Annotated in this window: 21 protein-coding genes and 1 riboswitch; of the genes, 9 read left to right on the forward strand and 12 right to left on the reverse strand. The window is 64.2% G+C overall.

Features of this window, described 5'->3' with window-relative positions; all coding sequences use genetic code 11:
- Positions 1 to 6: 6 nt before the first annotated feature.
- The 8 genes from MTX35_RS17860 to MTX35_RS17895 form a co-directional block, all read right to left on the reverse strand.
- Positions 7 to 1,575, reverse strand: coding sequence for an alpha/beta hydrolase (locus tag MTX35_RS17860; RefSeq protein WP_243596259.1), 1,569 nt, complete (start codon positions 1,573 to 1,575; stop codon positions 7 to 9).
- Between the two features lie 39 nt (positions 1,576 to 1,614).
- Positions 1,615 to 2,337 carry a MerR family transcriptional regulator gene (locus MTX35_RS17865; protein WP_243596260.1) on the reverse strand — a complete coding sequence of 241 codons (723 nt, stop codon included), beginning with the start codon at positions 2,335 to 2,337 and terminating at the stop codon, positions 1,615 to 1,617.
- 87 nt (positions 2,338 to 2,424) lie between these two features.
- Positions 2,425 to 3,111, reverse strand: coding sequence for a DUF3159 domain-containing protein (locus tag MTX35_RS17870; RefSeq protein ID WP_243596261.1), 687 nt, complete (start codon positions 3,109 to 3,111; stop codon positions 2,425 to 2,427).
- 829 nt (positions 3,112 to 3,940) lie between these two features.
- The gene (locus tag MTX35_RS17875) at positions 3,941 to 4,555 is read right to left on the reverse strand and encodes an ATP-binding cassette domain-containing protein (protein WP_243596262.1); all 615 of its coding nucleotides are present in this window, start codon (positions 4,553 to 4,555) and stop codon (positions 3,941 to 3,943) included.
- Positions 4,552 to 5,307 carry an ATP-binding cassette domain-containing protein gene (locus MTX35_RS17880; protein ID WP_374230323.1) on the reverse strand — a complete coding sequence of 252 codons (756 nt, stop codon included), beginning with the start codon at positions 5,305 to 5,307 and terminating at the stop codon, positions 4,552 to 4,554. Before MTX35_RS17880 ends, MTX35_RS17875 begins: the two co-directional genes overlap by 4 nt.
- Complete coding sequence (locus MTX35_RS17885; RefSeq protein WP_243596264.1) at positions 5,304 to 6,143, reverse strand: ABC transporter permease; 840 nt, start codon at positions 6,141 to 6,143, stop codon at positions 5,304 to 5,306. Before MTX35_RS17885 ends, MTX35_RS17880 begins: the two co-directional genes overlap by 4 nt.
- Positions 6,140 to 7,237 (reverse strand): ABC transporter permease, encoded by a 1,098-nt coding sequence (locus MTX35_RS17890; RefSeq protein ID WP_374230324.1) that lies wholly within the window; start codon positions 7,235 to 7,237, stop codon positions 6,140 to 6,142. The genes MTX35_RS17885 and MTX35_RS17890 overlap by 4 nt, the downstream gene beginning before the upstream one ends.
- Positions 7,119 to 8,711, reverse strand: a complete 1,593-nt coding sequence (locus MTX35_RS17895) for an ABC transporter substrate-binding protein (protein WP_243596266.1) — start codon at positions 8,709 to 8,711, stop codon at positions 7,119 to 7,121. Before MTX35_RS17895 ends, MTX35_RS17890 begins: the two co-directional genes overlap by 119 nt.
- 107 nt (positions 8,712 to 8,818) lie before the next feature.
- On the opposite strand from MTX35_RS17895, the gene MTX35_RS17900 reads away from it, so the two are divergent.
- The 4 genes from MTX35_RS17900 to MTX35_RS17915 all read left to right on the forward strand — a co-directional run bounded on the left by MTX35_RS17900 (position 8,819) and on the right by MTX35_RS17915 (position 12,323).
- On the forward strand, positions 8,819 to 9,115 hold the full coding sequence (locus MTX35_RS17900; RefSeq protein WP_243596267.1) for a helix-turn-helix transcriptional regulator: 297 nt from the start codon (positions 8,819 to 8,821) through the stop codon (positions 9,113 to 9,115).
- A 23-nt stretch (positions 9,116 to 9,138) separates the two neighbouring features.
- A riboswitch (cobalamin riboswitch) is annotated at positions 9,139 to 9,367 on the forward strand.
- Between the two features lie 141 nt (positions 9,368 to 9,508).
- The gene (locus tag MTX35_RS17905; RefSeq protein ID WP_374230325.1) at positions 9,509 to 10,546 is read left to right on the forward strand and encodes a FecCD family ABC transporter permease; all 1,038 of its coding nucleotides are present in this window, start codon (positions 9,509 to 9,511) and stop codon (positions 10,544 to 10,546) included.
- A complete protein-coding gene (locus tag MTX35_RS17910; protein WP_243596269.1) occupies positions 10,546 to 11,319 on the forward strand; it encodes an ABC transporter ATP-binding protein in 774 nt (257 codons plus the stop codon). Before MTX35_RS17905 ends, MTX35_RS17910 begins: the two co-directional genes overlap by 1 nt.
- Positions 11,316 to 12,323 carry an ABC transporter substrate-binding protein gene (locus MTX35_RS17915; RefSeq protein WP_279396056.1) on the forward strand — a complete coding sequence of 336 codons (1,008 nt, stop codon included), beginning with the start codon at positions 11,316 to 11,318 and terminating at the stop codon, positions 12,321 to 12,323. The genes MTX35_RS17910 and MTX35_RS17915 overlap by 4 nt, the downstream gene beginning before the upstream one ends.
- Positions 12,324 to 13,351: 1,028 nt before the next feature.
- Here MTX35_RS17915 and MTX35_RS17920 read toward each other — a convergent pair.
- Positions 13,352 to 14,941 (reverse strand): FAD-binding oxidoreductase, encoded by a 1,590-nt coding sequence (locus MTX35_RS17920; protein ID WP_243596270.1) that lies wholly within the window; start codon positions 14,939 to 14,941, stop codon positions 13,352 to 13,354.
- A gap of 673 nt (positions 14,942 to 15,614) precedes the next feature.
- Between MTX35_RS17920 and MTX35_RS17925 the strand changes: the two genes are divergently transcribed.
- Together MTX35_RS17925 and MTX35_RS17930 are read left to right on the forward strand one after the other, a co-directional pair.
- The gene (locus MTX35_RS17925; RefSeq protein WP_374230326.1) at positions 15,615 to 16,871 is read left to right on the forward strand and encodes an MgtC/SapB family protein; all 1,257 of its coding nucleotides are present in this window, start codon (positions 15,615 to 15,617) and stop codon (positions 16,869 to 16,871) included.
- 226 nt (positions 16,872 to 17,097) lie between these two features.
- Positions 17,098 to 17,265, forward strand: coding sequence for a hypothetical protein (locus MTX35_RS17930; protein WP_243596271.1), 168 nt, complete (start codon positions 17,098 to 17,100; stop codon positions 17,263 to 17,265).
- 570 nt (positions 17,266 to 17,835) lie between these two features.
- Here MTX35_RS17930 and MTX35_RS17935 read toward each other — a convergent pair.
- Positions 17,836 to 18,759: a universal stress protein gene (locus tag MTX35_RS17935; protein WP_243596272.1), complete on the reverse strand. Its 924-nt coding sequence runs from the start codon at positions 18,757 to 18,759 to the stop codon at positions 17,836 to 17,838.
- Between the two features lie 185 nt (positions 18,760 to 18,944).
- On the opposite strand from MTX35_RS17935, the gene MTX35_RS17940 reads away from it, so the two are divergent.
- The 3 genes from MTX35_RS17940 (at position 18,945) to MTX35_RS17950 (ending at position 20,396) form a co-directional block, all read left to right on the forward strand.
- Positions 18,945 to 19,895: a universal stress protein gene (locus MTX35_RS17940; protein ID WP_243596273.1), complete on the forward strand. Its 951-nt coding sequence runs from the start codon at positions 18,945 to 18,947 to the stop codon at positions 19,893 to 19,895.
- Between the two features lie 63 nt (positions 19,896 to 19,958).
- Positions 19,959 to 20,087 carry a dsRBD fold-containing protein gene (locus MTX35_RS17945; protein WP_243596274.1) on the forward strand — a complete coding sequence of 43 codons (129 nt, stop codon included), beginning with the start codon at positions 19,959 to 19,961 and terminating at the stop codon, positions 20,085 to 20,087.
- A gap of 90 nt (positions 20,088 to 20,177) precedes the next feature.
- Positions 20,178 to 20,396: a PLDc N-terminal domain-containing protein gene (locus tag MTX35_RS17950; RefSeq protein WP_243596275.1), complete on the forward strand. Its 219-nt coding sequence runs from the start codon at positions 20,178 to 20,180 to the stop codon at positions 20,394 to 20,396.
- A gap of 188 nt (positions 20,397 to 20,584) precedes the next feature.
- Here the strand turns inward: MTX35_RS17950 and MTX35_RS17955 are convergent, their stop codons facing one another.
- A complete protein-coding gene (locus MTX35_RS17955) occupies positions 20,585 to 21,766 on the reverse strand; it encodes a lipase family protein (protein ID WP_243596276.1) in 1,182 nt (393 codons plus the stop codon).
- A 518-nt stretch (positions 21,767 to 22,284) separates the two neighbouring features.
- Positions 22,285 to 22,563 carry a hypothetical protein gene (locus tag MTX35_RS17960; RefSeq protein WP_243596277.1) on the reverse strand — a complete coding sequence of 93 codons (279 nt, stop codon included), beginning with the start codon at positions 22,561 to 22,563 and terminating at the stop codon, positions 22,285 to 22,287.
- Positions 22,564 to 22,715 lie beyond the last annotated feature (152 nt).

The raw sequence follows: 22,715 nt of genomic DNA on the forward strand, positions 1-22,715 counted from the left end.
CGGCTGCTACAGAGCGCAGCGAGCCTCTGCCGGTGGGGATTGGAGATCGACGAGGTAGTTCTCGACGATGTCGTTGACGCAGGCGCTCGTTGCACCGAACGCCACGGTGTGTTGTTCGCCGTCGACGGTGAGAAGCGAGCCGCCCAAGGTGTTCGCCAAGTTGACGCCTCCCTCGTACGGTGTGGACGGGTCGCCGGTGATCGAGATGGTCAGAGTGTCGGGGAGTCCGTCGATGTCGGTGGCGTAGGGGATGTCGAGAGTCGGTTCTGTAGGCCAGAATTCGCAAGGGTCGCGTGCGCCGTCCGGTCCGAGGCCTGCGTCGGTGAACGGTGCTATCTCCTGGATCTGCCGCTTGAGATCGACTTCTTGTTCCGGAGTGTTGCGCTGTTCGTCCATGCAGTTGATCGCATACAGCGCTTCGGAGAAGTTCGGGACGGTGCCGTCGGCGTCGCGCCCGCCGAAGATATCGTTGATCTTGAGAAGCGTATCGGCCTGTCCTGCTTGGAGTTCGGCGATGCCCTTGGTGATGACCGGCCATGCCGAGGAGTCGTAGAGCCCAGCAATGACGGCACCGTATGCGGCGTCGAAGTCCATGACGCGGCCATCGCCGGTGACAATGGGGTTGTCGATCAGCGGCCTGACGATCTGTTGGAAGTTGTCGACAGCCTTGCTCGGGTCGGTGCCCAGCGGGCAGTCAGGGGCGCTCGTGCATGCCGCGGCCATGTCGTCGAAGGCCTTTTGGAAGTTGGTGTATTGGTAGATCCGGCGCTCTGCGGTGCCCTGGCCCGGATCGATTCCGCCGTCCAGAACCATCGCGCGCACGTTCTCCGGGAACATCTCCGCGTAGACCGCGCCGAGTCGTGTTCCGTAGCTCTGGCCGAGGTAGCTCAGGGTGTCGTCGCCGAGCACTGCCCGGAGAATGTCCATGTCGCGGGCAGCGTCGCGGGTACCGACGTGTTCGAGGACGTCGTCGCCGCCGGATCGTTCGGAGCACTGGCTCACCAGCTGCCGTGCACCGTCCTCGGTGAGGGTTCTCGAGCCGGTGAGTACCGTGGTGTAGGCCTGTCCTGCCTCATACTCCTCATCGGTGAAGCAGTCAATGGCAGGGGTGGACGCACCGACGCCGCGGGGATCGAATCCGATCAGATCGAATTTTTCGGTCAGCGGGCTCTGCGCCCACGTCGCCGTCGCACCTGACGCCGCCATACTCATTCCAGGCCCGCCCGGTCCGCCGGAGTTGAGCAGGAGCGAGCCCACTTTCTCGCCTCGGGCGGGTGCTTTCAGCAGAGCGATCTGCGCCGCCCGCCCACCCGGGTTCTCGTAGTCGAGTGGCACGTCCACGCGGGCGCACTCGAATCCGGGGTCACTGGAAAACAGTTGCTCGTCGGTCGTGGTGGTGCCGTAGCCTTCGCACGGCTCGAATGTCACGCTCTGGTCGTAGAACTGCTGCAGATCGGCCGACGGCTCGGAGTCGGCGTCCGGTTCCGGCGGCGACTGGCTGCAGGCACCGAGCAGCAGCATCGACGCCGACGCTGCAGCGAAGAGTTTCGCTCTCCTGTTGTCGATTAGGGGCATGATCGGTCGACTCCTGTCGAATTGCAGTGTGTTGATGTTCTATTCGGGATCGGCGGCGTTGAGTGCCGCGACCTGTCGCAGCACGTCGCGTTGGGCGGGGTTGTACAGGTCTTCCACGGCGACTGCGAGTGCGCGAGTCACCCGTCGTCTGTCGCCGTCGGTTTCTGTGTCGTCGAACAGGGCCGGGAAACGAGCCGCCAGCTGACGAACATGCGGAGCCATTCGTTCCGCCAGATCCCTGGTGGTGGCGCTGTCGGCGTCGGCCGGGAGGTCGTCGAACTCTGGATCTGTGGGCAGCTGAGGAGTGGACCGCAATAGGTCGCAGTAGGCGTCGAGGGCCGTCGGATTCAGTACAGTGCTGGCGAAGGTGATGAACTGCCGGTCTGCTGTCGTCAGATGTCTTGCAGCAGATCCGAGTTCGGGTGGCAGATCGGTCGGAAGGGAGTCGTGGAGAAGCATCGCGATCTCCAACCGTGCTCGCTGCAGGCGATCGATCGTTGCGCCGAGTTCTGCATCCAGGGTGCGCAGTGCTTGTTCGGGATGGTCGCGCCCATCACCCTGAGCGGCGATGTCGGCCAACGAGAATCCCAGTTCGGTGAGGCGTTTGATCTGCATCAGCCGTACGAGATGCGTGACGCTGTACTGCTTGTAGCCGTTCGAGGCACGCTCGGGCTCATCGAGTAGTCCGACATCGTGGTAGTGCCGCACCGACTTCAGGGTGGTGCCGGCGAGATCGGCGATCTGTCGAGTGCTCCAGCCCATGTCGCTCTCCTCCGGTTCGATCGGGTCGGGATCAGTGTCGACTGTGACCCAACGGCATAGTCAAGTGTCAACTGCGCACAGGAGGTCCTACGCAGGGGTCGAGTGAACCAACTGCGCCGTGGAGCGGCGGAAGGCCCAGACGGTGACGAGCACTGCCGCCGCGAGCAACGGGGTGCCCATTGCGATCCGAGCGAACGCGAGCCACCCGGTGGCGTCGGTGTCGTACAACCAGTCCTGAACGACGTAGCGGGCACCGAACAACACGGCAAATGTCGACGTCGCGATGTAGTGGGCGCGGGCGACCGAGCGATTGGATCGCCAGGTGTACTCGTTGCCGTGCAGCGCATTCCACAGCAGTCCGGTCAACGGTCGTCGCGCGAGTATCGAGGCCAGCATCAGTGCAGCTCCGGCAAGGCTCAGCCAGATGCCGATGAGGAAGTAGCCCCCTGCCGACCCCGTCCAGGCGGCGATACCGCCTGCGACGACGACGCCCAGCAGTCCGCCACTGGCCTGCGCGATCGGCTCGCCTCGCTTGACGCGGAGAACAGTGACCACCAGTGCGATGGCGATCGCGACGCCGACGGCGATCGGAAGGGCCACCAGAGCATTGGCGGTGACGAATGCCACGACCGGAATGGCTGTATAGATCATTCCACTGGTTCCGCCGAGGCTGTCGAGCAGAAGCTGTGTGGCATTGATCTTTTCCGTGGTCTTGCCACCGGGAATTGTCTGAGTCTCGTTTTTGTCGTCCGATGTCGATTCCGGCGTGTTCATGGTGCCCTCCTCGTCGATGCTTCGGTTCGCTCTGTGCATCCCCTACTGTCGTCTCGGCGACCGGGGCACAACAGTGCACACAAACATTGGATGTGGTGACAACATCATCGACAGGACATGACAGATGTCATGTCCTGGCAGTGTGACCGCTAGGTCGGTGGCCCGAGAACAGCGTCGACTGCGTCAGAGAGAATTGGTTTTTTGCTGAACCGCCAGAGCACTCCAAGCGCAACGCGGCTCTGGCGGCTCCGCAACTCCAAGACAGATCAAGCAGGCGGCCGGGTAGCGAAACCCGGCCGTACAAGGGCAGCGACGAAACCTGCCCGTTCGACGCTGAAGTGCGCTGATGCAAAGTCGTCGCGGTGGATCCCGCAGTTGCACAGTCCTACTGAGTCGAGGGCGATATGGGTTCGCGACGAATGAGTCTCGGTGTCACGCGTCGGCACGGAGCGTCGATCGCCAGGGCGCTCTGCGTCCACCCGATACCGTGGCTGTCCGACACCGATCAGGACCGTCCGATGTCGGAGGATCGGCGGCAGTTCGGTGTCACGAGAGTGTCACAAGTCGGTACGTTCGGACCTGGACTCGTCCGGACAACTATGCACAAAAAACGTTGCAAATAAGCAAATATCAGGTCCATTGAAGTTCGTGCAGATCCACTTCTAGGGACTTGAAATCCGCACAGCTTCGGTGCGAGTCCGACTGTGGGCACCGGATTTGCGCGTGGAAGATGCTCAACTGGCTTTTCGGACGATTCTCATTGGACCGCCACAGTACACAACAAGTTCGAGGGAGCTGGTCAACTGAATCATCCCAGGCTCGATGACGATCAGGATGCGATGTGCGCACGGAGTTCGAGGTGTTCGGGCGCGAGGGTGTCGATGACGCCCCGGTCGTGGCTGACCACAGCGAGTCCGGCTCCGTCTGCGGCGAGTGCAGTGAGTAGTCGCATCACGTCGCGGGCGGCGATCGGGTCGAGCATGGATGTCGGCTCGTCGCAGAATATGTAGATCGGCCGTTGCACGAGGATGCGCGCGAGGCATGCGCGTTGAAGCTGCCCATCGCTCACCTGGGCCGGGAATCGCTTCAGTAGAGCAGTATCGAGGCCGGCGCGGTCGCACACGGCCTCGACATCGATCGGCTGCCGGCGAATCGCCGCGGGCTCGGCCACGATCGCGCCCAGGGTCCACCGCGGATTGCACACCAGTCTCGGGTGCTGAGCAAGGAGAGCGATCGACCCGCGCGAGGGCCGTGCCTGCTCATCCCATGTCACGGTGCCTGTGTCTGGCTGCACCAACCCGGCCAGTACCCCGAGCAGTGTCGTCTTTCCGACGCCGGACGGGCCGGTGATACCGGTTGTCGTGCCGGGGGTAATGGTCACCGAGACCTGTTGTAGGACAGCGGTGTCGTCGTACGTCACGGTCACGTTCCGAGCTTCGATCATATCGTCACGCCTTCGAAGAGAGCGCGGACGTAGTCGTCGTCGTGCGAGAGGACTGTCGTCGGTGTGGCCTGGAGGACCGTCGTCCCCGCCCTCATCACGGCGATGGATCCACAGGTGCCGGAGCGCATCATCGAGGTCAGATCGTGAGTGACGATCAGCACGGCTCGACCGTCTGCCGCGATGTCGCTCAACAGTGCCCAGACCTGTTCTGCCAGAGCTGGATCGAGTGCCGATGTCGGCTCGTCCGCAATTACCAGATCCGGTGATCCGGCGAGCGCCGCGGCGATCGCGGCGCGCTGCGCCATCCCGCCGGACAATTCGTGCGGGTACAGCCGCGCGGTCGATGGTGGGAGTGCTACCCGATCCAATAGCTCCGACAGGGTGTTTCGGCTTCCCAGGGTTCGCGCGACCTCGGCGAGCTGGGAGCCGACGGTGCGCACGGGTGTGAACGAGGTAGCGGGCGACTGCGGAATCAGCCCGATGCGGTGCCCGCGGAGTATTCGCCAGTCGGCCTCGGTCGGCACCGCGCGTCCGGCTATGTCGAGAGTCCCGGTCGTGTATGAACCCGGCGGCAGCAGCCCGCACAGTGCGGCCGCAACGAGGGATTTGCCACATCCCGATTCGCCGACGAGGGCGGTGACTCGGCCGGAGTCGACGTCGAGATCGACGGAGTCCAGTGTGCGAACGAGAGTGCCTCCGCGGCTACGTGAGTCGATGTCCACGGTGTATTCGCGAAGTCTGGCCGCCGTCACCACACCGAACCCCCGGGTGGAGTGAGTCGTCGTCGCAGCATCGACAATCCCAGGGTGAACGCGAGTGCCGTCACCACCAGCGCCGTGGCCGGAACGGCGAGTGTCCACCACGCGCCGAGCATCACATCGCCGCGGGCCTGCCCGAGCAGCGTGCCCAGGCTCGCGCGATCGGGTGACAGGCCGACTCCGAGGAACGACAGCGTCGATTCGTGCCAGATGGCGTGCGGGATCAGCATCGCCAGCGCGACCAGAATCTGCCCACCTACCGACGGTGCCAGGTGTCTGCGTGCGACGAACCATCGGGACGCGCCGGCCAGGCGGGAGGTACGTACCCACCCGGAATCTGCCGTCGCCAAGACCTCGGCTCGCACTATCCGGGCCACAGAAGGCCAGTGCGTCAACGAGATCGACGCCACCACGGCAAGTGGCTCGCCTCGCCACAGCGCCGCGATGACGATACCCAGCACCAGGTGGGGAAGGGCGTTGACCGTATCGACCACGCGCATGACGACGGCATCGAACCACCCGCCGGCAGCCGCCGAAGCAACCCCGATGACCACTCCGAGAGCGCACGCGATCACCGCGCAGAGTACTGCGATCAACAGCGAGATCCGCAGCCCCTCTGCTGTTCTGGTGAGCATGTCGTATCCGGAGTGATCGGTGCCCAGCAGGTTCGAGGCGCTCGGCGGCAGCAGAGCGGAAGCGAAATCCGCGGTCTGCCGCCCGGCGATCATCGGGATCAGCACTGCGCCGAGTGAGATCGCGAGAACCACCAACCACGGCGAATCCGGAATGTATCGACGCCGATAGTCGAGCTCATCGTCTCGGGCGGTCATGCAGCGATCCGCACTCGGGGGTCGATCGCAGCGGTCGCTGCGTCGGAGAATGCCGATCCCAGCAATACTGCGAGGGCCGCGGCGGTCGTGGTCGCCGCCATCAACGAGAAGTCCAGTGCCGCAGCCGATTGTACCAGTGCTTCGGCCATCCCTGGCCACCCGAACACGGTCTCGACAATCGCAGCACCCGCGATCAGCTCAGGTAGCCGGGTGCCGAGCAGAGCCAGAGTAGGAGCCACCGACGTCGGCAGCACGTGCCCACGCAACAGAGCCCACCCGTAGATCCCGCGTGCCCGCGCCGCGCGCACCGCATCGGAGTCGGCCGAGTCGACAACCGCAGCCCGCATGGACAGAAGAAGCCACGGGATCTGCGACACGGTGAGCGCGATCAGCGGAAGAACGGCATGCGCGGCGATCCCCGCGGCCGAGTACGTAGTGCCCGGTGCCCGTGCACCCGAGGTGGGAAACCACCGGAAGGTCACTGCGAACACCGAGACCAGAACCAGCGATACGACGAACGGCGGCACGGCCGCGAAAGTCGTGGACAGGACCGAGCACGCCCGATCGAGCATGCCGCCGCGGCGCATCCCGGCCGACGAACCCACTACGACGGCGGTCACGGTGGCCAGAATCAGGGCGAGAGCAGACAGTCCGAGCGTGAAGGGCAGACGTTCGGCAAGGACTGTCGAGACCGGGAGGGACTGGGTCGAGGACCATCCGAGATCGCCGTGCAGTAGGTCGGTCAGCCAGGTCCACCATGCGGTGTACCACGGTGTTTCCGTTCCGTACGCGTCTCGAAGTTGCTGCCGCTGAGACAGAGTCGCACTCTGGTAGCTGTCACCGAGGTACGCGGCGAGCGGGTCGAGAGGTGATAGCGACGCGAGTGCGAACATGGCCGCCGAGACAGCGACGACGGTCGGGATCGCGATACCGGTACGGACGGCGAGGATTCGGCCCACTGTCCGGGCTCGAGTTCTACTGCGCACGTGCCCACGCCGCCAGGTGCCACCATGGACCCCACGAGACGCCGTGCGAGTGCGGTTCGAGAATGGGTGGGGTCTGGTTCCAGCCGAGATCGCGATACGCGTATGCATGGTCGAGAAAAGTGAGAAACACCGAGGACGGCTGCTCCACGTAGAGCTGCTGGATCAGCCGGTATCGAGCGTCGTTCTCGGGTCCGGACGCGGAATCGCGAGCTTGCTGCAGTGCTTCGTCGAGACCCGGCGCGGTGAAGTTGCCGGGGTTGGCATAGGGCGAGGAGTCGTCGACGCGGGTGTGCAGGGTGTCGAACACCTGCGAGTCGATGCTGTACGGGGTGTCGCCGCCGCCGAGCAGCACTGCCGAGTCGCCGAGGCGGGTCTCGATCTCGTCCCACCCGGTTCCTCGGGGCCGGACATCGATACCGACGGGTTGCATGGCGGCGGCAAAGGCTACCGCCAGATCCCTCCGCACAGAATCCTGAGCGTTGTAGAGAAGCTCGAACGACGCTGTGGCACCGTCTTTCTGGCGTACACCGCTTGCGCCGACGCGCCACCCGGCGGCATCGAGGGTGGACTCGGCGGCGGAAAGGTCGAACGGGAATACTGCTGTCGGCTCGTAGGCGTCGCCGTAGACATCGGCCACCGGTGTGCTCGCGGGGCGACCGTACCCACCGAGAACGTCGTCGACCATGCCCCTTCGATCGACGGCGAGATTCATCGCGATCCGGGCTTGGAGGTCGGACGTGAACGCATTGCCCGCCGGAAGCGAGACACCGCGCCAATCAGCAGATTTCACGCCGACCGTCTTCACGTCGTCGTTTCCGTCGAGCGCGGCGACGGCAGTCGGAGGCAGTGACGTGCCGGAGACCTCGCCCGTGGCGACGCGCTGCACTCGGGTGTTGTCGTCCGGGGTGTAGGTGATCACCAGTCGCGTCACGTGGGGAGCCTCGCCCCAGTAGTCCTCGCGTGCGGTGAACACGGCCTGATCTGCGCGCAGGCTGTCCAGCATGTACGGCCCGGTTCCGACCGGCTCGGTGTTCAGTAACCAATCGGCCGCGGGTGCCTGCTCGACCCGCTCCGACGGAGCGATGCCGAGCAGGAGGTACGGTGACGGGTCTGCGTCGGTGGTCATCGTTATCACCACGGCATCGGATCCATCGGCGACGACATCGACGATCGGATCGAAATCCGTCGAGATCTCGGATGCGACACTGGGATTCTTCACGGCTTCGTAGGTGGCCACTACGTCCGCGGAGTCGAAGTCGGTGCCGTCCGAGAATGCGACGTCCGCACGCAACGCCACTCGCCACTGCCGCGGTGCAATATTCGTCGGGACCGAGTCGGCCAGGGACGGAACGAGATCGGGAAGCGCGGAGTCGGAATCGGCATCGGGGCGGAGCAACCCCTCGTAGACCGGGGAGACGCCGAGTGCCCCGTAGCCGGACACCGGACTGAACCCGCCGAGTTCCTGGCTGTCGGCCAGCACGATCGCCCCGCCGGAGCTCTCGTCGGACGGTGACGCGCATCCCGCGGCGGTGAGGGCGAGGGCAACAGCTGCACCCAGAATGCGGGCGATGGACGGTGTCACGGACTGCTCCCCGGGTGCATGCTCGATCGAAATATGTGTCCAGGCAGACACATGTTGTGTGCCGTAGCGTAGCAGCAGCATTGGGAACCAGCAGCGCGGGAGAATCGATGACCGATAGCGACGACATCGAGGAATGGTCGACCCGCTTTGCCGTCCTGTCCGATCCGACGCGGCTCCGTCTGGTCAGCTACATGCACGAGAAATCCGGTGCCACTGTCGCCGAACTCGCTGCCGCCGTGGGCATCACCGAGAACGCGGCGTCGCAATCGCTCCGCGCTCTCAGGGCCCGTGGGTGGGTCGAGACCACGAAGTCGGGTCGGACGGTGCACTACCGGGTAGTCGCCGACGCGATCGTGCACCGGATCCTGCACGACATCATGGGCGCGGAACACCGCCATGACTGACACCCTCGACGTCAGTCGTGGTGTTACAGTCGCGCTGCGTTGGTTTCCGGCGGCCCTCTCTGTGAGGTTCGTCGGATCGCAAGAGGGAATCCGGTGTGAAGCCGGAACTGCCCCGCAGCGGTATGTGGAAACGACCGCGGTCAACAGCACTGAGCCCACGGGCTCGGGAAGCGACCGCCACTAGGTTGTCATCGGGAGCATCCGGTGACGTGTTCACGAGTCCGAAGACCTGCCAACGCGGCCGCGCCACCGGTGCGGTCGCTTGTCGACTCCGTGGGACATGGTCGACGAGATGCAGACCGTGTTGGGACAAGTCTGTCGTCTTCGTCTGGGCTCGTGTCATGAGAGCCGCCACGCCTGACGTCGACGACCTGCAAGGAACGTGCCAACGAGATGCGCCGAATGTCGGTGACTGCTCTGACCGCGACCGCCCTCCTGGTGTTGGTAGCGGTGTCGGTGATCGCGTTGATGCTCGGCACCGCACATGTCCCGTGGCGCGAGGTCTGCCACATCGCGTGGGCAGAGATCACCGGTGGCACCATCGCTACGGACGATGTACCCAACTACCGCATCATCGTCGATTCACGCCTGCCTCGGGTGCTACTGGCCATTCTCATCGGCAGCGGCCTCAGCGCTGTCGGACTGGTTGTTCAGGCGATGGTGCGCAATGCCCTCGCGGACCCGTACGTGCTGGGCATATCCTCCGGTGCGTCCGTCGGCGCGACCTCGGTGGTGCTGTTCGGAGCATTCGGTGCCCTCGGAATCTACGCGCTCTCCACGGCCGCGTTCGTCGGTGCGTTGGCTGCGACGTTGCTGGTGTACTTCATGGCCAGATCTGTGGCGGGGCTTGTTCCTCTGCGGCTGGTTCTCACCGGAACGGCTCTGGGGTACGGCTTCTCGGCCATCACCACTGTCCTGGTATTCCTCGCACCCCACGGCGACGGCGCACGAAGTGTCATGTTCTGGCTCCTCGGAAGCCTGTCGGCGGCGACCTGGCAGATGGTCCCGCTCGCGGCCGTCGTCACCGTAGTGGGCTTGGTGATCATCGCCGCCTGCGCCCGCCGCCTCAACGCATTGTCGATGGGCGATGAAGTCAGCGCCGCTCTCGGCCTCGACGCCTCGAAGTTCCGGCTCCTGCTGTTCGTCGTCGCGGCGGCGATGACCGGATGTTTCGTATCCATCTGCGGTGCAGTCGGATTCGTCGGACTCGTCGTCCCGCATGTCGCCCGAATGCTCGTCGGTGCCGACCATAGGCGCTTGATCGTGGTGGTCCCGGTCCTCGGATCGGTCTTTCTGGTCAGCGCCGACCTTCTCGCCCGAACCTTGGTGCCCCCACAGGAACTTCCGCTCGGTGCGATCACCGCGGCAGTCGGAGTCCCGGTGTTCGTGCTGCTGATGCGCCGCCGCGGTGCCCTGATGGGTTCCGACTGATGCGCGTCGAGTACGACGCCGTCGACGTAACCATCGATGGTGCCACGATCGTGCACGACGTCACCGTGTCGATCCCGTCGGGACACTTCGTCGGGATCGTAGGGCCCAACGGCAGCGGAAAATCGACACTGTTGCGATGCCTTTACCGGGCGCTGACCCCGTCGGCGGGGGCGGTGCGGGTCGACGGCGTCGACAATCTGACTGTCAGCATGCGCTTGAACGCTCTGCAGGTGGCCGCGCTCACCCAGGATTCGCCCCTGCAATTCGACTTCACCGCCGCCGAAGTCGTCGCGACCGGCCGACTTCCCCACGGCCGCGCATTCTCGCGAGATCGGGCACACGATCACCTGGTCTGTCGGGACGCGATGCTGCTCGCCGACGCACAACATCTGTCGGAGCGGAGCTTTCTCTCACTGTCCGGCGGGGAGCGGCAACGAGTCCTGATCGCACGCGCGTTCGCGCAGGAACCGAAGGTGCTGGTACTGGACGAGCCGACCAACCATCTCGACGTCCACCATCAATATGCCGTGCTCTCCGCCGCGAAAAAGCTCGGTGTCACCGTCGTCGCTGCCCTGCACGACCTCAACCTCGCAGCCCAGTACTGCGACCAGCTGTTCGTGCTCGGTGCCGGGCGGCTGGTGTGCTCGGGCACCCCCGCCGAGGTCATCACCGTCGACGTTCTGCGCCGATGGTTCGAGATCGGTGGCCACATCATCACCCACCCCCGACTGGGCGTCCCCCAGATCATTTTCGACGAGAAAGAGTACCGATGACACATCCGAGACGGACCTGGGCGCTGATCGCTGCAACCACCCTGGCGCTGAGCGCCTGCGGCGCGGAGGTGGAGACCGCAGCAGAACCAGGCGGCGCGACCGTCACCGTCACCAACTGCGACGAGCCGTTGACCGTTGATGGTGTTCCGGAGCGCGTGGTCACCAACGACACCGGAATCACCGAGATGATGTTCGCGCTCGGCCTGGCCGACCGAGTCGTCGGCTTCTCCGCGCAGGCATCGAAGGACGGGGACATCGAATCCTCGCCCTGGAAAGCCGATTTCGAGTCCACCCCCGATATCGGTGACACCTTCACCCGTGAAGCGGTCCAGGCCGCGAATCCGGACTTCGTCTTCGCCGGCTGGAACTACGGATACAAGGAATCGACCGGTCTGACACCGGACTGGGTGCGCAGCATCGGTGCCACCCCGTATCAGCTCACCGAGGCATGCCGTCAACCCGGCACCACGCAGCGCGGAATCATGGACCCGCTCGACGCGCTGTACGCCGACATCGAAAACCTCGGCGATATCTTCGACGTCCGTGACCGCGCCGACGATCTCGTCGCCGGGTACCGCGAACAAGTTGCGGACGCGAACGCGACAGCACCGGCCGGGCAGGATCCGACGCGAATGTTCTTGTTCGACAGTGCGACCCCGGAACCGTTCACCGCCGGCCGTACAGCAGCCCCATCGCAGATCTTCCGAGAGGCCGGTGGCAGCAACATCTTCGACGACATCGACAACTCGTGGACCACCGCATCCTGGGAGGCCGCGGCTCAGCGCGATCCGCAAGCGATCGTCATAGTCGACTACAACTCGGGCGCGGGGGAGACCGTCGAGGCGAAAATCGAACAGCTACGGCAACATCCGCTGATGTCGGGAACGACCGCGGTCCGCGAGAACAACATCACGGCCCTTCCCTACGCGGCGCTCGTCGAAGGCCCACGCAACCCGCAGGCGGTGACTTCAGTCGCGGATTTTTTGCGGTCGAAAGGTCTGTGACTGCGATCGCGGCAGAGGGCGCTTTTGACCTTTGTGACCGGTACGTCGGAGCGACTCGAAACGCTGCATGTGGATAGGAGATGAACAGAGTGGCAATGGATCGATCCAGACCGACAGTCATCGTATGCCGCGGATGCTGCTGCGGCACTACCGACAAGCATCCGGACATCGACCACGACGCCGAACTCGAGAGTTTGCGTCACCTGGTCGATGGTGTCGGTAACTTTCGCGTCACCGAGTGCCTTGGACCATGCGAACGATCGAACGTTGTCGTGGTTGCCCCATCGAGATGCGGACATCGAACCGGTGGCCGACCAACGTGGCTCGGTTTCGTTCTGGGCGCAGGAATGAAGGAGCAGATTGCAGGTTGGCTCTGCAACGGAGGACGTGGGCTTGCCGAGATGCCGAGGTCTCTCGCTTCGCACTGCTTCGACCAGCGTCGAAAATAAGCTCGGGGCGAACGACTTTCCTGTCAGTGTCCTCCCCGTCGCTGCGATCACCCGGTGCCGCATCCGAGTCCGGATGGCATCGGCGCTGTGGGCGCCTGTGCTGCTGTGGACGAACTGCTGGACTCGTGTGTCTCGAAAGTAACGCACACACCACGCCGTCGGCTTTCTCCGCACTGCCGTGGGAGTATTCATCCGGTGGCCTGGAACAGTGAGGTCAAGAGGCCGGCGAAGCAGGGTCGTGATCGGTTCGCGGTGGGGGAGTCAGCTCCGTCGATCGGGGATTGGACGATCTCACGGGAAAGAAGCCTCACTGCTGACCCCGAATACGATGCAGTACAACTGATATCAGATTCGACTGGCAATTCTGAATGTCACGACTGGTCGGACTGTGCAACCTGTTCGGCAGCTCGGAACGCGACTGACTCGCGTCGTGGTCTTGCAGTCGACACCTGATTGTCCGACTCGATGTCAATGGCCGATCATGTTGTCGCCGGTGACTCGAGTCCGCTCGACGTTCCTCCTAGCCGTGGAAGCGATCATCGGAGTGTTCTTCCGGAATGCGACGCGCACTTGATTCCGTCAGGTGCGGGGGAGTTCGATCGACAAGTCGTGCCGGAACAGGTTGCCGGGATCCCACGCCGCCTTGATCTCCTGCAGCCTCGAGTAGTTGTCCCCGTAGTACAGCGTGGACCACGACACCCCCGAGGTGTTCCAGGCGGGATCCTTCAAGTCGGAGTCCGGATAGTTGATGTAAGCGCCGGCGTTGGCGTCGTTCGGTACCGGAACGCCGCCGGTGTCGGCGTAGATGTCGCGATACATGTTTCGGGACCACTCGACATGGGCGGCCTCGTCTGCGGGATTGCGCCAGGCGGTGACGAAGACGGCCTTCATGAACGAATTTCTGGTCGGCATCGCCGTCGCGTCGGCGGGTCGGTCGTTGATTGCACCACCGGCAGGGAAGAGCTCGATTCCCGAGTCCAGGCTCTGAAAACGCGGGTCCGACAGGTACCTGTGCAGGGTGCGCAGCTGCTCGTCGGTGTGTGCCCGACGCAAGTTCGCACTCTTGTATTTGCCCGAGAACGGTGCCCGGCCACGGGGTGCCGACAATTGTGTCGAAACATCCAGAAACGGTCCTTGCGAAGCGGGCACCGCGACGGGTGGTGGCCACACACCCTCGCCCAGTGCGGCGACGAACTCGTCGAGCAGCGCGCGCGAGTTGGGCAGGTCGGCATCGAGCCGTGGGGTGAGCTGGCACAGGTGTGCGCTGGCGAAGAACTGCGCGTACAGGCTCGCGAATCTCGACCCAGGTTCGCTGTTGCGCTCGAAGAATCGCTGAAAATTGCCGACGAACCGCACGAAAGCGTCTTCGCTGACCACGGGCAGTACGACCTGTGTGCTGAGCAGGTTCGCCGGAGGGGTCGGTAGGGCCAGCGTGGGATCCGACCCGTCCGCGTCGTGCGTGCGGAGTAGGTACCGGGTCACGACGCCGAAGTTTCCTCCGCCGCCGCCCGTGTGCGCCCACCACAGATCGGAGTTCCGACCGTCGCGAGTTGCCAGGACGGACGAGGCACGTCCGTCGGCGTCGACGACGACAACTTCCACGCCGTAGAGGTGGTCGACAACAGACCCGAAGGCCCGCGACAGAGGGCCGAAGCCGCCTCCCGCGGCGTGGCCTCCCATGCCGACGCCCAGGCAACTTCCGCCGGGTAGCGACACACCCCAGCCTCGGTACAGCTGCTCGTACACTGCGCCCAGATCCGCTCCGGCCCCGACGGAGAAGGCGTTGTTTTCCGCATCGAACTCCACGGCTGTAAGCCGACTCAGATCGATGATGGCCTGAGTAGAGGCGTTGTCGACGAAGTTCTCGACGCAGTGTCCACCCGATCGGACGGCGATGCGCAGACCGCGCACGACCGCCGTCTCTACCGCGGCCACGGTCTCTTCGGTGTTCACGGGCACAAAAATAGTTTCGGGCTGCGCGAGGAATCGCGGGTTGTAACCGCGCTGCACCAACCGCACGAACTCCGGGTCCGGAGGGCTCAATTCCGTGACGGCTGTCGACGCGACGAGCGGATCGGCGGACGCGCCGAAGGGACGCAAGTTCGGCAACGCGCCACCGGCCAAGGCGGCTGCACCGAACAACAGGTGGCGTCGCGTCAGTTTGGGCATCGCACGAGTGTACTTCCGACTCGTGCACAATCGGCTGTCGCGCGGCACCGACCGGTACACGCGGCAGGTATTCGTGTGCGCAGTCGCATCCTGAGACCGTCATTGGCAGACTTCGATCACGCAGTTCGACGGTATTCAGCGGTAACACGAGCATGGCCGTCTGCTTGGACGGCATCGAGCTCGGGGATCGGCAACGATGCATGCGCCGACGGTCCGTTCCTCGCTGGTTGTCCAGGTCGATAGAGATTTGGGCGCTCCTGCCGCCAACGAACCGATCCCGTTCGAAGTCCGAGGGGGCGGACAGCACACGGTACAGATGGGCTTTCTACGTGTCGTTCGGTGATGTCGGAACATCGACGGACCGTACCTAGGGCGATGACGTGAGTCATACGCGTGAGGGACCTTCCGCCCTGTTTCTTCCACTGTGTGTTCGCGACAATGGGACCGTGACCTACTGCGACGCTGAGAGCTGACGTCGTGACGGAAACGTCAGATCACAGCAGAGACGGATGGGGCTCGGCTGTGTTCGCCGCTCGAGGCGAACTGGTCCGAAACCGGACCGACGGTGGATGTGCGAGTTCGATCCGACCGGGGGATCCATCGACGACTCGTGCGGTAGAAGGTGGGCGGTGCGGCAAATCCGTTCCAGTAGTGCACGATCGGTGCAACTGTCGTGAGCTGGATGGACGTCGAGCCCTTCCTGGTGGCGCTCGCCATCGGGCTGCTGCTCGGGTTCGAGCGTGAACGCAGCCATATCCGCACGCTCCCGGCCGGGTCGCGTTCATTCGCGCTGTTGTCTCTTGCCGGAGCCGCCGCCGCCAGCTTCGACAACTGGGCAGTCTCAGCCGGCATCGTCGTCGTCGGGCTGCTCATGGCGCTTGCCTACTTCCGCACCAGCGAGCAGGACCCGGGGACCACTACCGAGATCGCCGCGCTGGTGGCCTATCTACTCGGCGCGCTCGCCTATACCGCCCCGTCGGTAGCGGTCGCCCTTTCCGTGATCGTGGCCGGACTGCTGACGTCGAAGTCTCGCATTCATCGGTTCGCCCGTCAGATGGTCAGCGAGATCGAACTCGAAGACGCCATCAAGTTCCTCGTGGCGGCATTTGTCATCCTGCCGTTGTTACCCGATCGCGGAATCGGACCCTACGGCGTACTCAACCCGGCCAAGGTATGGCTCCTCGTCGTTCTGCTCACCGGTATCGGATGGATCGGATACATCGGCGTTCGGGCGCTTGGGCCCCAGCGTGGTCTGCTCGTCACGGGCCTGGCCGGCGGATTCGTATCCGCAAGTGCGACAACCGCGTCGATGGGCAGGCTGAGCCGGACGGCCGATGAAATGCGGGCACCGCTCGCCGGGGCGCTCGTTGCGAGCCTCGCCACCTTCATACAGTTGCTCGTCGTCATCGGGTTCGTCGAGCCAGAGGTGCTTCGACGACTGTGGCCCCCGGTGGTGGCGGGAGCCATGGTGCTCGTTGTAGTCGCCGCCGCCGTCTACCGCGGTGCCGCAGTGGCTCCACAAGACGGTGAGGTGATCAGCGCGGGTATCGAGCCGCATACCTCGGCGCGGCCGTTTTCGTTGCGGCCGGCACTCGTCTTGGCCGCTGTTCTCGTCTTTGCCCTATTTGTCGGCCGATGGGGTGCTGACGTGCTGGGTTCCCGAGGAGCGGTGCTCGCCGCAGCTGCGGCGGGTCTCGCCGATGCTCACGCCGGTGCTCTCGGTGCTGCGAGCCTTGCTGCGAAAGGCACCATCACGGTCGACAGCGCGCTGCAGGCAATCGCCGCTGCGCTCGGATCGAACTTACTGGTCAAGAGCGTGCTGGCCTTTACTTCAGGTGGGAATCGCTTCGGTCTCGGGTTTCTTGCGGCCATGGCTCTGCCGACCGTCGTCTTCGCCGTCGTGATGACCATCGTGGTGACGATGGGGTGAACTGCAGCGGACCTTTCCGCTCGTCGGTCGCGTGTCTGCGCCCCCGGGACACGCCCATTGCCGGCCCAGCCTGCGCAGGCGTCCTCGGTACCGCGGAATATCTGAAGTCTGAAGAAACCTCGCCCTGCCGGCGCGGGTCGTTTCGCCACTCGACCGAATCATCTGTGCGCCCCGCAGCTGGCTTGTATCTCGCTCGCGCAGTGCGCTCGGAGCCGCAACGCGGGGAATGTCTGTCGCTGATGGCGCTCATCACTCACGGCTCACCGATGTTGCCGCGATTGTCAACGCGTTGCGTGCATTACGGAACGATGCGAAGAAGCAGGCCGAACTCCCCACCGCTACCCCCGAGATAGTGCGCAGGTTCTCGGCCGAGCAGGCCGCAATGAAACGGTGACCTCGCTCTGCTGCGTAGATCGGCGCAGTTGGGGCGATCGGTCACCTCGACCAAGCCCCTGTTTCGTGACGGATCGTGGACACATTTCTGTTCGGTACCCGTGCTGACGCACGAAGCTTGGAACGGCCTGTATTCACTGGTGCGGTTCCACTACGGGCGAGAGGAGGAAAGCTAATTCACTCTGGTCCACGAGACGAGTCCATGAGTGGTCTTTGTGCTCTCCACAAACCTGAAACCGGGTGCAATCGTGGTTTGTCACAGTGAGGCGCAGAATCGACCGTTGGGGAATGCCATGAAGCCACCGCGCTCGCCATCCAAGCTGATACTCGTCTCCGGACTGTTCGTCACTTGTCTATTCGCGGGCGCACCTTTGCTCGTTGTCGTCTTCTTCGGACTCCTGGTAGCAGCACAGGGTCTGCTGGTTCTGACCGATGTCGGTTCGGGATGGCAACAATGATCTGGTCTACACCCTCGACCCGTCCGCTGTCATCACCCACCGATTCGCGATGGGCGAGTTCGCCGAGGGATACCGAGTCTTCGGGAACGCAGCTGCCACAGGGGCATTGGAGGTCACTGCAGTTTTTCCCCGCAGGCCGGGACGATGACGACCGGGATGTCGGCTCGATGGAGTACCGCGCGGCTGGTCGATCCGCCGAACAGCGGTGAGATCGCACCACGGCTCCTCGCCCCGAGGACGATGAGTTGCGCGTGGGATGCGTCATCGAGAAGCGCGTGTGACGGTCTGTCTTGTGTGGCGTGAGCGGTGGCTTCGACGTCGGGGTACTTCTCGGACCACGAGGCGATGAGGTGGTCGATCCACCGCTGTGGAGCAGAATCGACACGCATGCGAGGCCCCAGGTCGATGTGTCGGGTGAACCCGGTTCGCGGTTGTAACGACTCGTACGCGTGCACGGCACGAAGGGGGACGCCGAGTCGTGATGCCTGGTCGAAGGCGACGTCGAGTACTGCATCATCGTTGGGTGAACAGTCGACGCCCACCACTGCGGGAGCGGTCTCGGACTCCGTCGCCGTTCGTGTGAAAGTTTGGGGGACAACGGCAATAGGGCACCGTGCGTGAGTGGCGATATCGGTACTGACCGAGCCCAGTACTGCCCGCGCAACGGTTCCCTTTCGACGAGAACCCAGCACGAGCATCCGAGCTGTGTCCGCGTACCCGTTCAGCACCTCGTGGGGTGGGCCGGGATCCAGCACAGTTTTCACATCGGCGTCGTCGCCCAGGATAGACAGCGCGATGACGCGGGCGGCGGCAAGCGCGGACTGCGCACGAGCACGAGCACCCGACGCGGTGCCACTGTTCGCGCCTGGTGCTCCGGTGCGCGTGATGTCCTGATCGACACCGGCGTAGACGAGCACCAGTGTGGTGTCTCGGCCGACTACGTCCGTGGCAGCCCAACGCACAGCGTTCCGAGCCGACACGGAGCCGTCGACACCTACTACCGTGAGATTCTTTCGATGGTCGATCGCAGTGGTCATGCATCGATCCTCTGGGGTCGGGTCGAACGGGACGAGAGGCTTCGGACCTGTCGCACGGTGCCGAAGGCCTTGAATTCGGCACGACGGTCTGCACTGCTCGCCGGTTCGATCGAAGGTCCTGACAATCGGGGACGTAATACCCTGGGTTGCCCGATCCACCTGGGATGCAATGGGACTGCGTACCGATGAGTCCGCACGGAGTGGCCGAAATCCTGTCGGACATTCGCCCATCGCAGATCGGAGAGGACACCATGGTTCTGGCCAATCGTCAGCGAGTCGTCGTCGGAGTGGACGGTTCGGAGAGCAGTGACGCTGCAGCACGGTGGGCGGCGGAGATGGCGGCCCGATTGCATTCGCCGCTGCACCTCGTGAGCGCAGTCCGAGAGCCCACGTTCTACATGGCCGAGGAGGCCATGGTCGTGCCCGTCGAGGTGTGGAATCAGCAGAAGGAGAACGCCCGAAAGATCGTCGACGACCTGTCCGAGTCTGTGGTCGGTATTCATCCTCACCTCGAAGTGAGCACCGAAGTCGGCACCACTTCTGCCGCCGCGTTACTGAAAGAGTGCTCACATACGGCGCGATTGGTCGTGGTGGGAAACTCGGGCTCCGGTGCCATCAGTTCGTTCTTGTTGGGAAGTACGGCGAAAGCAGTCACTCACGATGCGGACTGCCCGGTCGTCGTATGGCGGGAGAGTCGCTCGACGTTCGACGCGCCGGTCGTCGTCGGAATCGACGGTAGCGCTGCGAGTGAGTCCGCGGTCGGACACGCATTCGAGGTTGCGTCGGCGTTGGGGGTTGCGCTCGTTGCCGTTCACTCCTGGAACCCGGCGTCCAAAGCCGGCGGAGTCGCACTTCCGGGATTCGTCGACTGGGCCGCCTACGAACGAGAGGAGGCTGCACTACTGTCCGAGAGCTTGGCCGGATGGGCCGAGAAATACCCGGACGTGCAGATCGAACGCGAACTGCGCCGGGGGAATGCCTCCCACGCACTCGTGGATCTTTCCACGCAGTCGCAGCTCGTCATCGTGGGCAGCCACGGTCGCGGATCGATCGCCTCGCTTGTGCTGGGGTCGACCGGTTCCAATCTCGTTCATCACGCGCACTGTCCCGTCATGATCTGCCGCGACGGACGATGACTGGACCTGCGACGACACGAAGCTGACTGGGTAGGACTGGCGCGAAAGAGCCCCGAGGATCCGGTGGTCCCAGAGATCGGCGATGGGCTTGCCATCGCGCGAGCACTGTCGGATCTTGCTCATCAGCTGCTCGAATGCAGTGCGCAAGACCTGGAACAGGTTGTCCACGAACCTGTTCGAGTGAGAATGTGAACGCATTACGCGATCCATCGTGGCTGTCTGCAAGCACACAAGAGGAGGGTGAACGACGTGTCGAAACCGAGCTCGCGATCGTGGAAGGACATGAGCGAACGACGTCGCCGCGGCATCGTCGTTCTCGGCGCGATTCAGGTGGCAATGGCTATGGCCGCTTGGCTCGATCTTGCACGACGCAGTAGCGGACAGGTTGCTGGCAGCAAGCGACTTTGGGCGGCGGTCATATGCGTCAATTTCTTCGGTCCGATCACGTACTTCGTTCTCGGCCGACGGTCGGATCCGCCCCAGCAAGCGTCGCCGCTGTAGCGGTGCTACGTTCGACCGATCGACCCTGCGGCACAGCATATTTCTGGTCTTGACCGCAATTGCGTTGCGCTGGGCCCCATCTACGGACACAGTCGGTGGTGCAACGTCGAACGCGGGCCCGAGTCAGGGGCGCGCCCACACCCGCGACGCGATGCAGACCTATCACGCCGAACTCGGGAGCTGGCGAGCTAGCCCGAACCGTTGACCTCGAATTGCTGTGCAGTCCAACGTAACACGAACGGCAGACCGGTCATGGCACCGATGAAGTGGTCGCCTGCCACGGGCTCGTAGTGCACGTCGGCACCCTTGCTGCGCCACTGCTCGATCAGGGTTGTCACGCCGACCTCGGGGATGAAGCGATCGCCGATCCACTTGCTCGCGGAACCGTGGAAGAACGCGACCGGCACCGACGGCGCGTCGGCGCCCGGGCGGTTCGCGGCGATCACCCGCCGCGCGATGTCGGAGTCGAACGGGTCGGACTCGGACGCCAAGTCCTCGATTCGCATGCGTGCCAACCCGCCCAAGGCCAGGGGGAGGACGGACATGTCCTTCACCCAGGACGCCAACAGCAGCGCCTTCGGACCGAACAACTCCACCATCTCGGGGTGCTCACGCGCGAGACCCATGCTCGCCGCACCCAGCAGGCCGGCCGCGACGGTGCCGTTCATGGTGTCGAGCAGCATCGAGAAGTCGGTTGGCGTTCCACCGGCGACGGCACCCACCAACTTCACGTCCGGCGCGTACCTCGGCTGCAGCTGCGCCGTCCATGTGGTGGCGATCGCGCCGCCGCTGTAGCCGTAGGCCACCACCGGGCTGTCGGCGAGTTCCGGGGCGACGACCGTCATCCCGCGTAGCGAGTCCAGGACGGCATGCCCGGCCATCGTACCTTCGGAGTACGACATCCGCGGGCCTTGGTGATCGGCGACGAGGACGGCGTATCCGCGGGCGAGCCAGAGCGGCATCACCGGCGGGAGGTCGGCGCCGACACCGTGCACGAGTCGGTACGACGGCGTGCTCTTGGCTCCGAGGGAATCGATGGCCACGTTGTGGGCGACGACGGGCCGCGGTCCGCGCCCGGTCCACGGCCGCCTCGGGATCAGCAGCGAGGCGGTGACGCCGGCGGGGAGACCCCGCGCGTCGGTCGATCGCACCATGAACTGATGCAGGGCGGTTCGCGGCCGGGGCACCAGACCGCGGGTCGTGCGCTGCCGGATCACTACGCCGGGTGCGAGGTCCTCGATGCCGGGAGGGGTGAGGAAGAAGTCGTCGTTGTCGATCGGGGTCGGAAGGATCGCGGCATGGGGATCGTCCGGAGGCTCCAGGGGCAGTCGTCGAGTCAATACGCGATCGAGCACACCGAACACAGTCATGATCCCCCGATATCGTTTTCGAGCCGTACCGATCCCCGCGGTCACCGTACCGCGTGAGGGCGTCGGTGAACGCAATCATGGAGACGTTTCCGCAGACCACCCCCACGGTCTTCGGCTCCCGTGTCGAGCGGGTTCTCTGACCGCGGCCCGTCGACGACGTGGTGCACCCCGAACCCGCCCGCTGCCGCGTCCAGGTCGACGGTGACCCGGACACAGATCACGAAGCTCGGACTCGAGTTCGGATCGAAAGTGCGTTTGACCGCTTGGGTGGTGTCATGCGCTGTGACAACGTGCCTTACGAATTCGTGCCAATTGGCCGATTCTTGCGACGGACCGCAAGTAATCGCTGAAGAATCAGTGCGACAACAACTGCGCAACATTCTTGGTCGCACTACCGAGGATGGCGTCTCAGATCCCGGGTATTCTCGGATGCCGATTCTGTCGAGTGAAAAGCGTGAGAGGTCCTGCACAGCAACCGATGACAAAGATGTTCGTGGCACTGCTCGCCCCGACTCGGTTCACAAGACGGTGGCCGCGTACGCCACGAACACCACGAACATGGCCGCGCCGCCGAGGGCTGCGCCGATCATGGCCTCGCGGCCATTCGTCGCCAGGCCCTCCTCGTCCCGGCCCACGCCGACCCACCCACACACCACAGCGGCGATACCTGTTGGGACAGCGACAAAGTCGCCGATGAAGGGTACGAACGCGCAGAACAGGGCGATGATGCCCAGGATCAGCGCGGCACTGCCGGCACCGTTGCGAAACAGCGGCCGTGTGGAGTGTTCCTCGGCCATGCCGCCTCCCTCTGTGCGGTCTTCATGCTCGTCGCACGCGACGCGAGGAGCAGACCTACCAGAAAGATACCCTCGATATGCGCAGAGGCGCGATGTCGCCGAGGCACCGCATCTCGCGACGTGTGGGCCCTCGGACCGCAGACGCCAGCTAG

Origin of the sequence: Rhodococcus sp. ARC_M12, assembly GCF_022810385.1 — a bacterium.
Classification (GTDB): Bacteria; Actinomycetota; Actinomycetes; order Mycobacteriales; family Mycobacteriaceae; genus Rhodococcoides; species Rhodococcoides navarretei.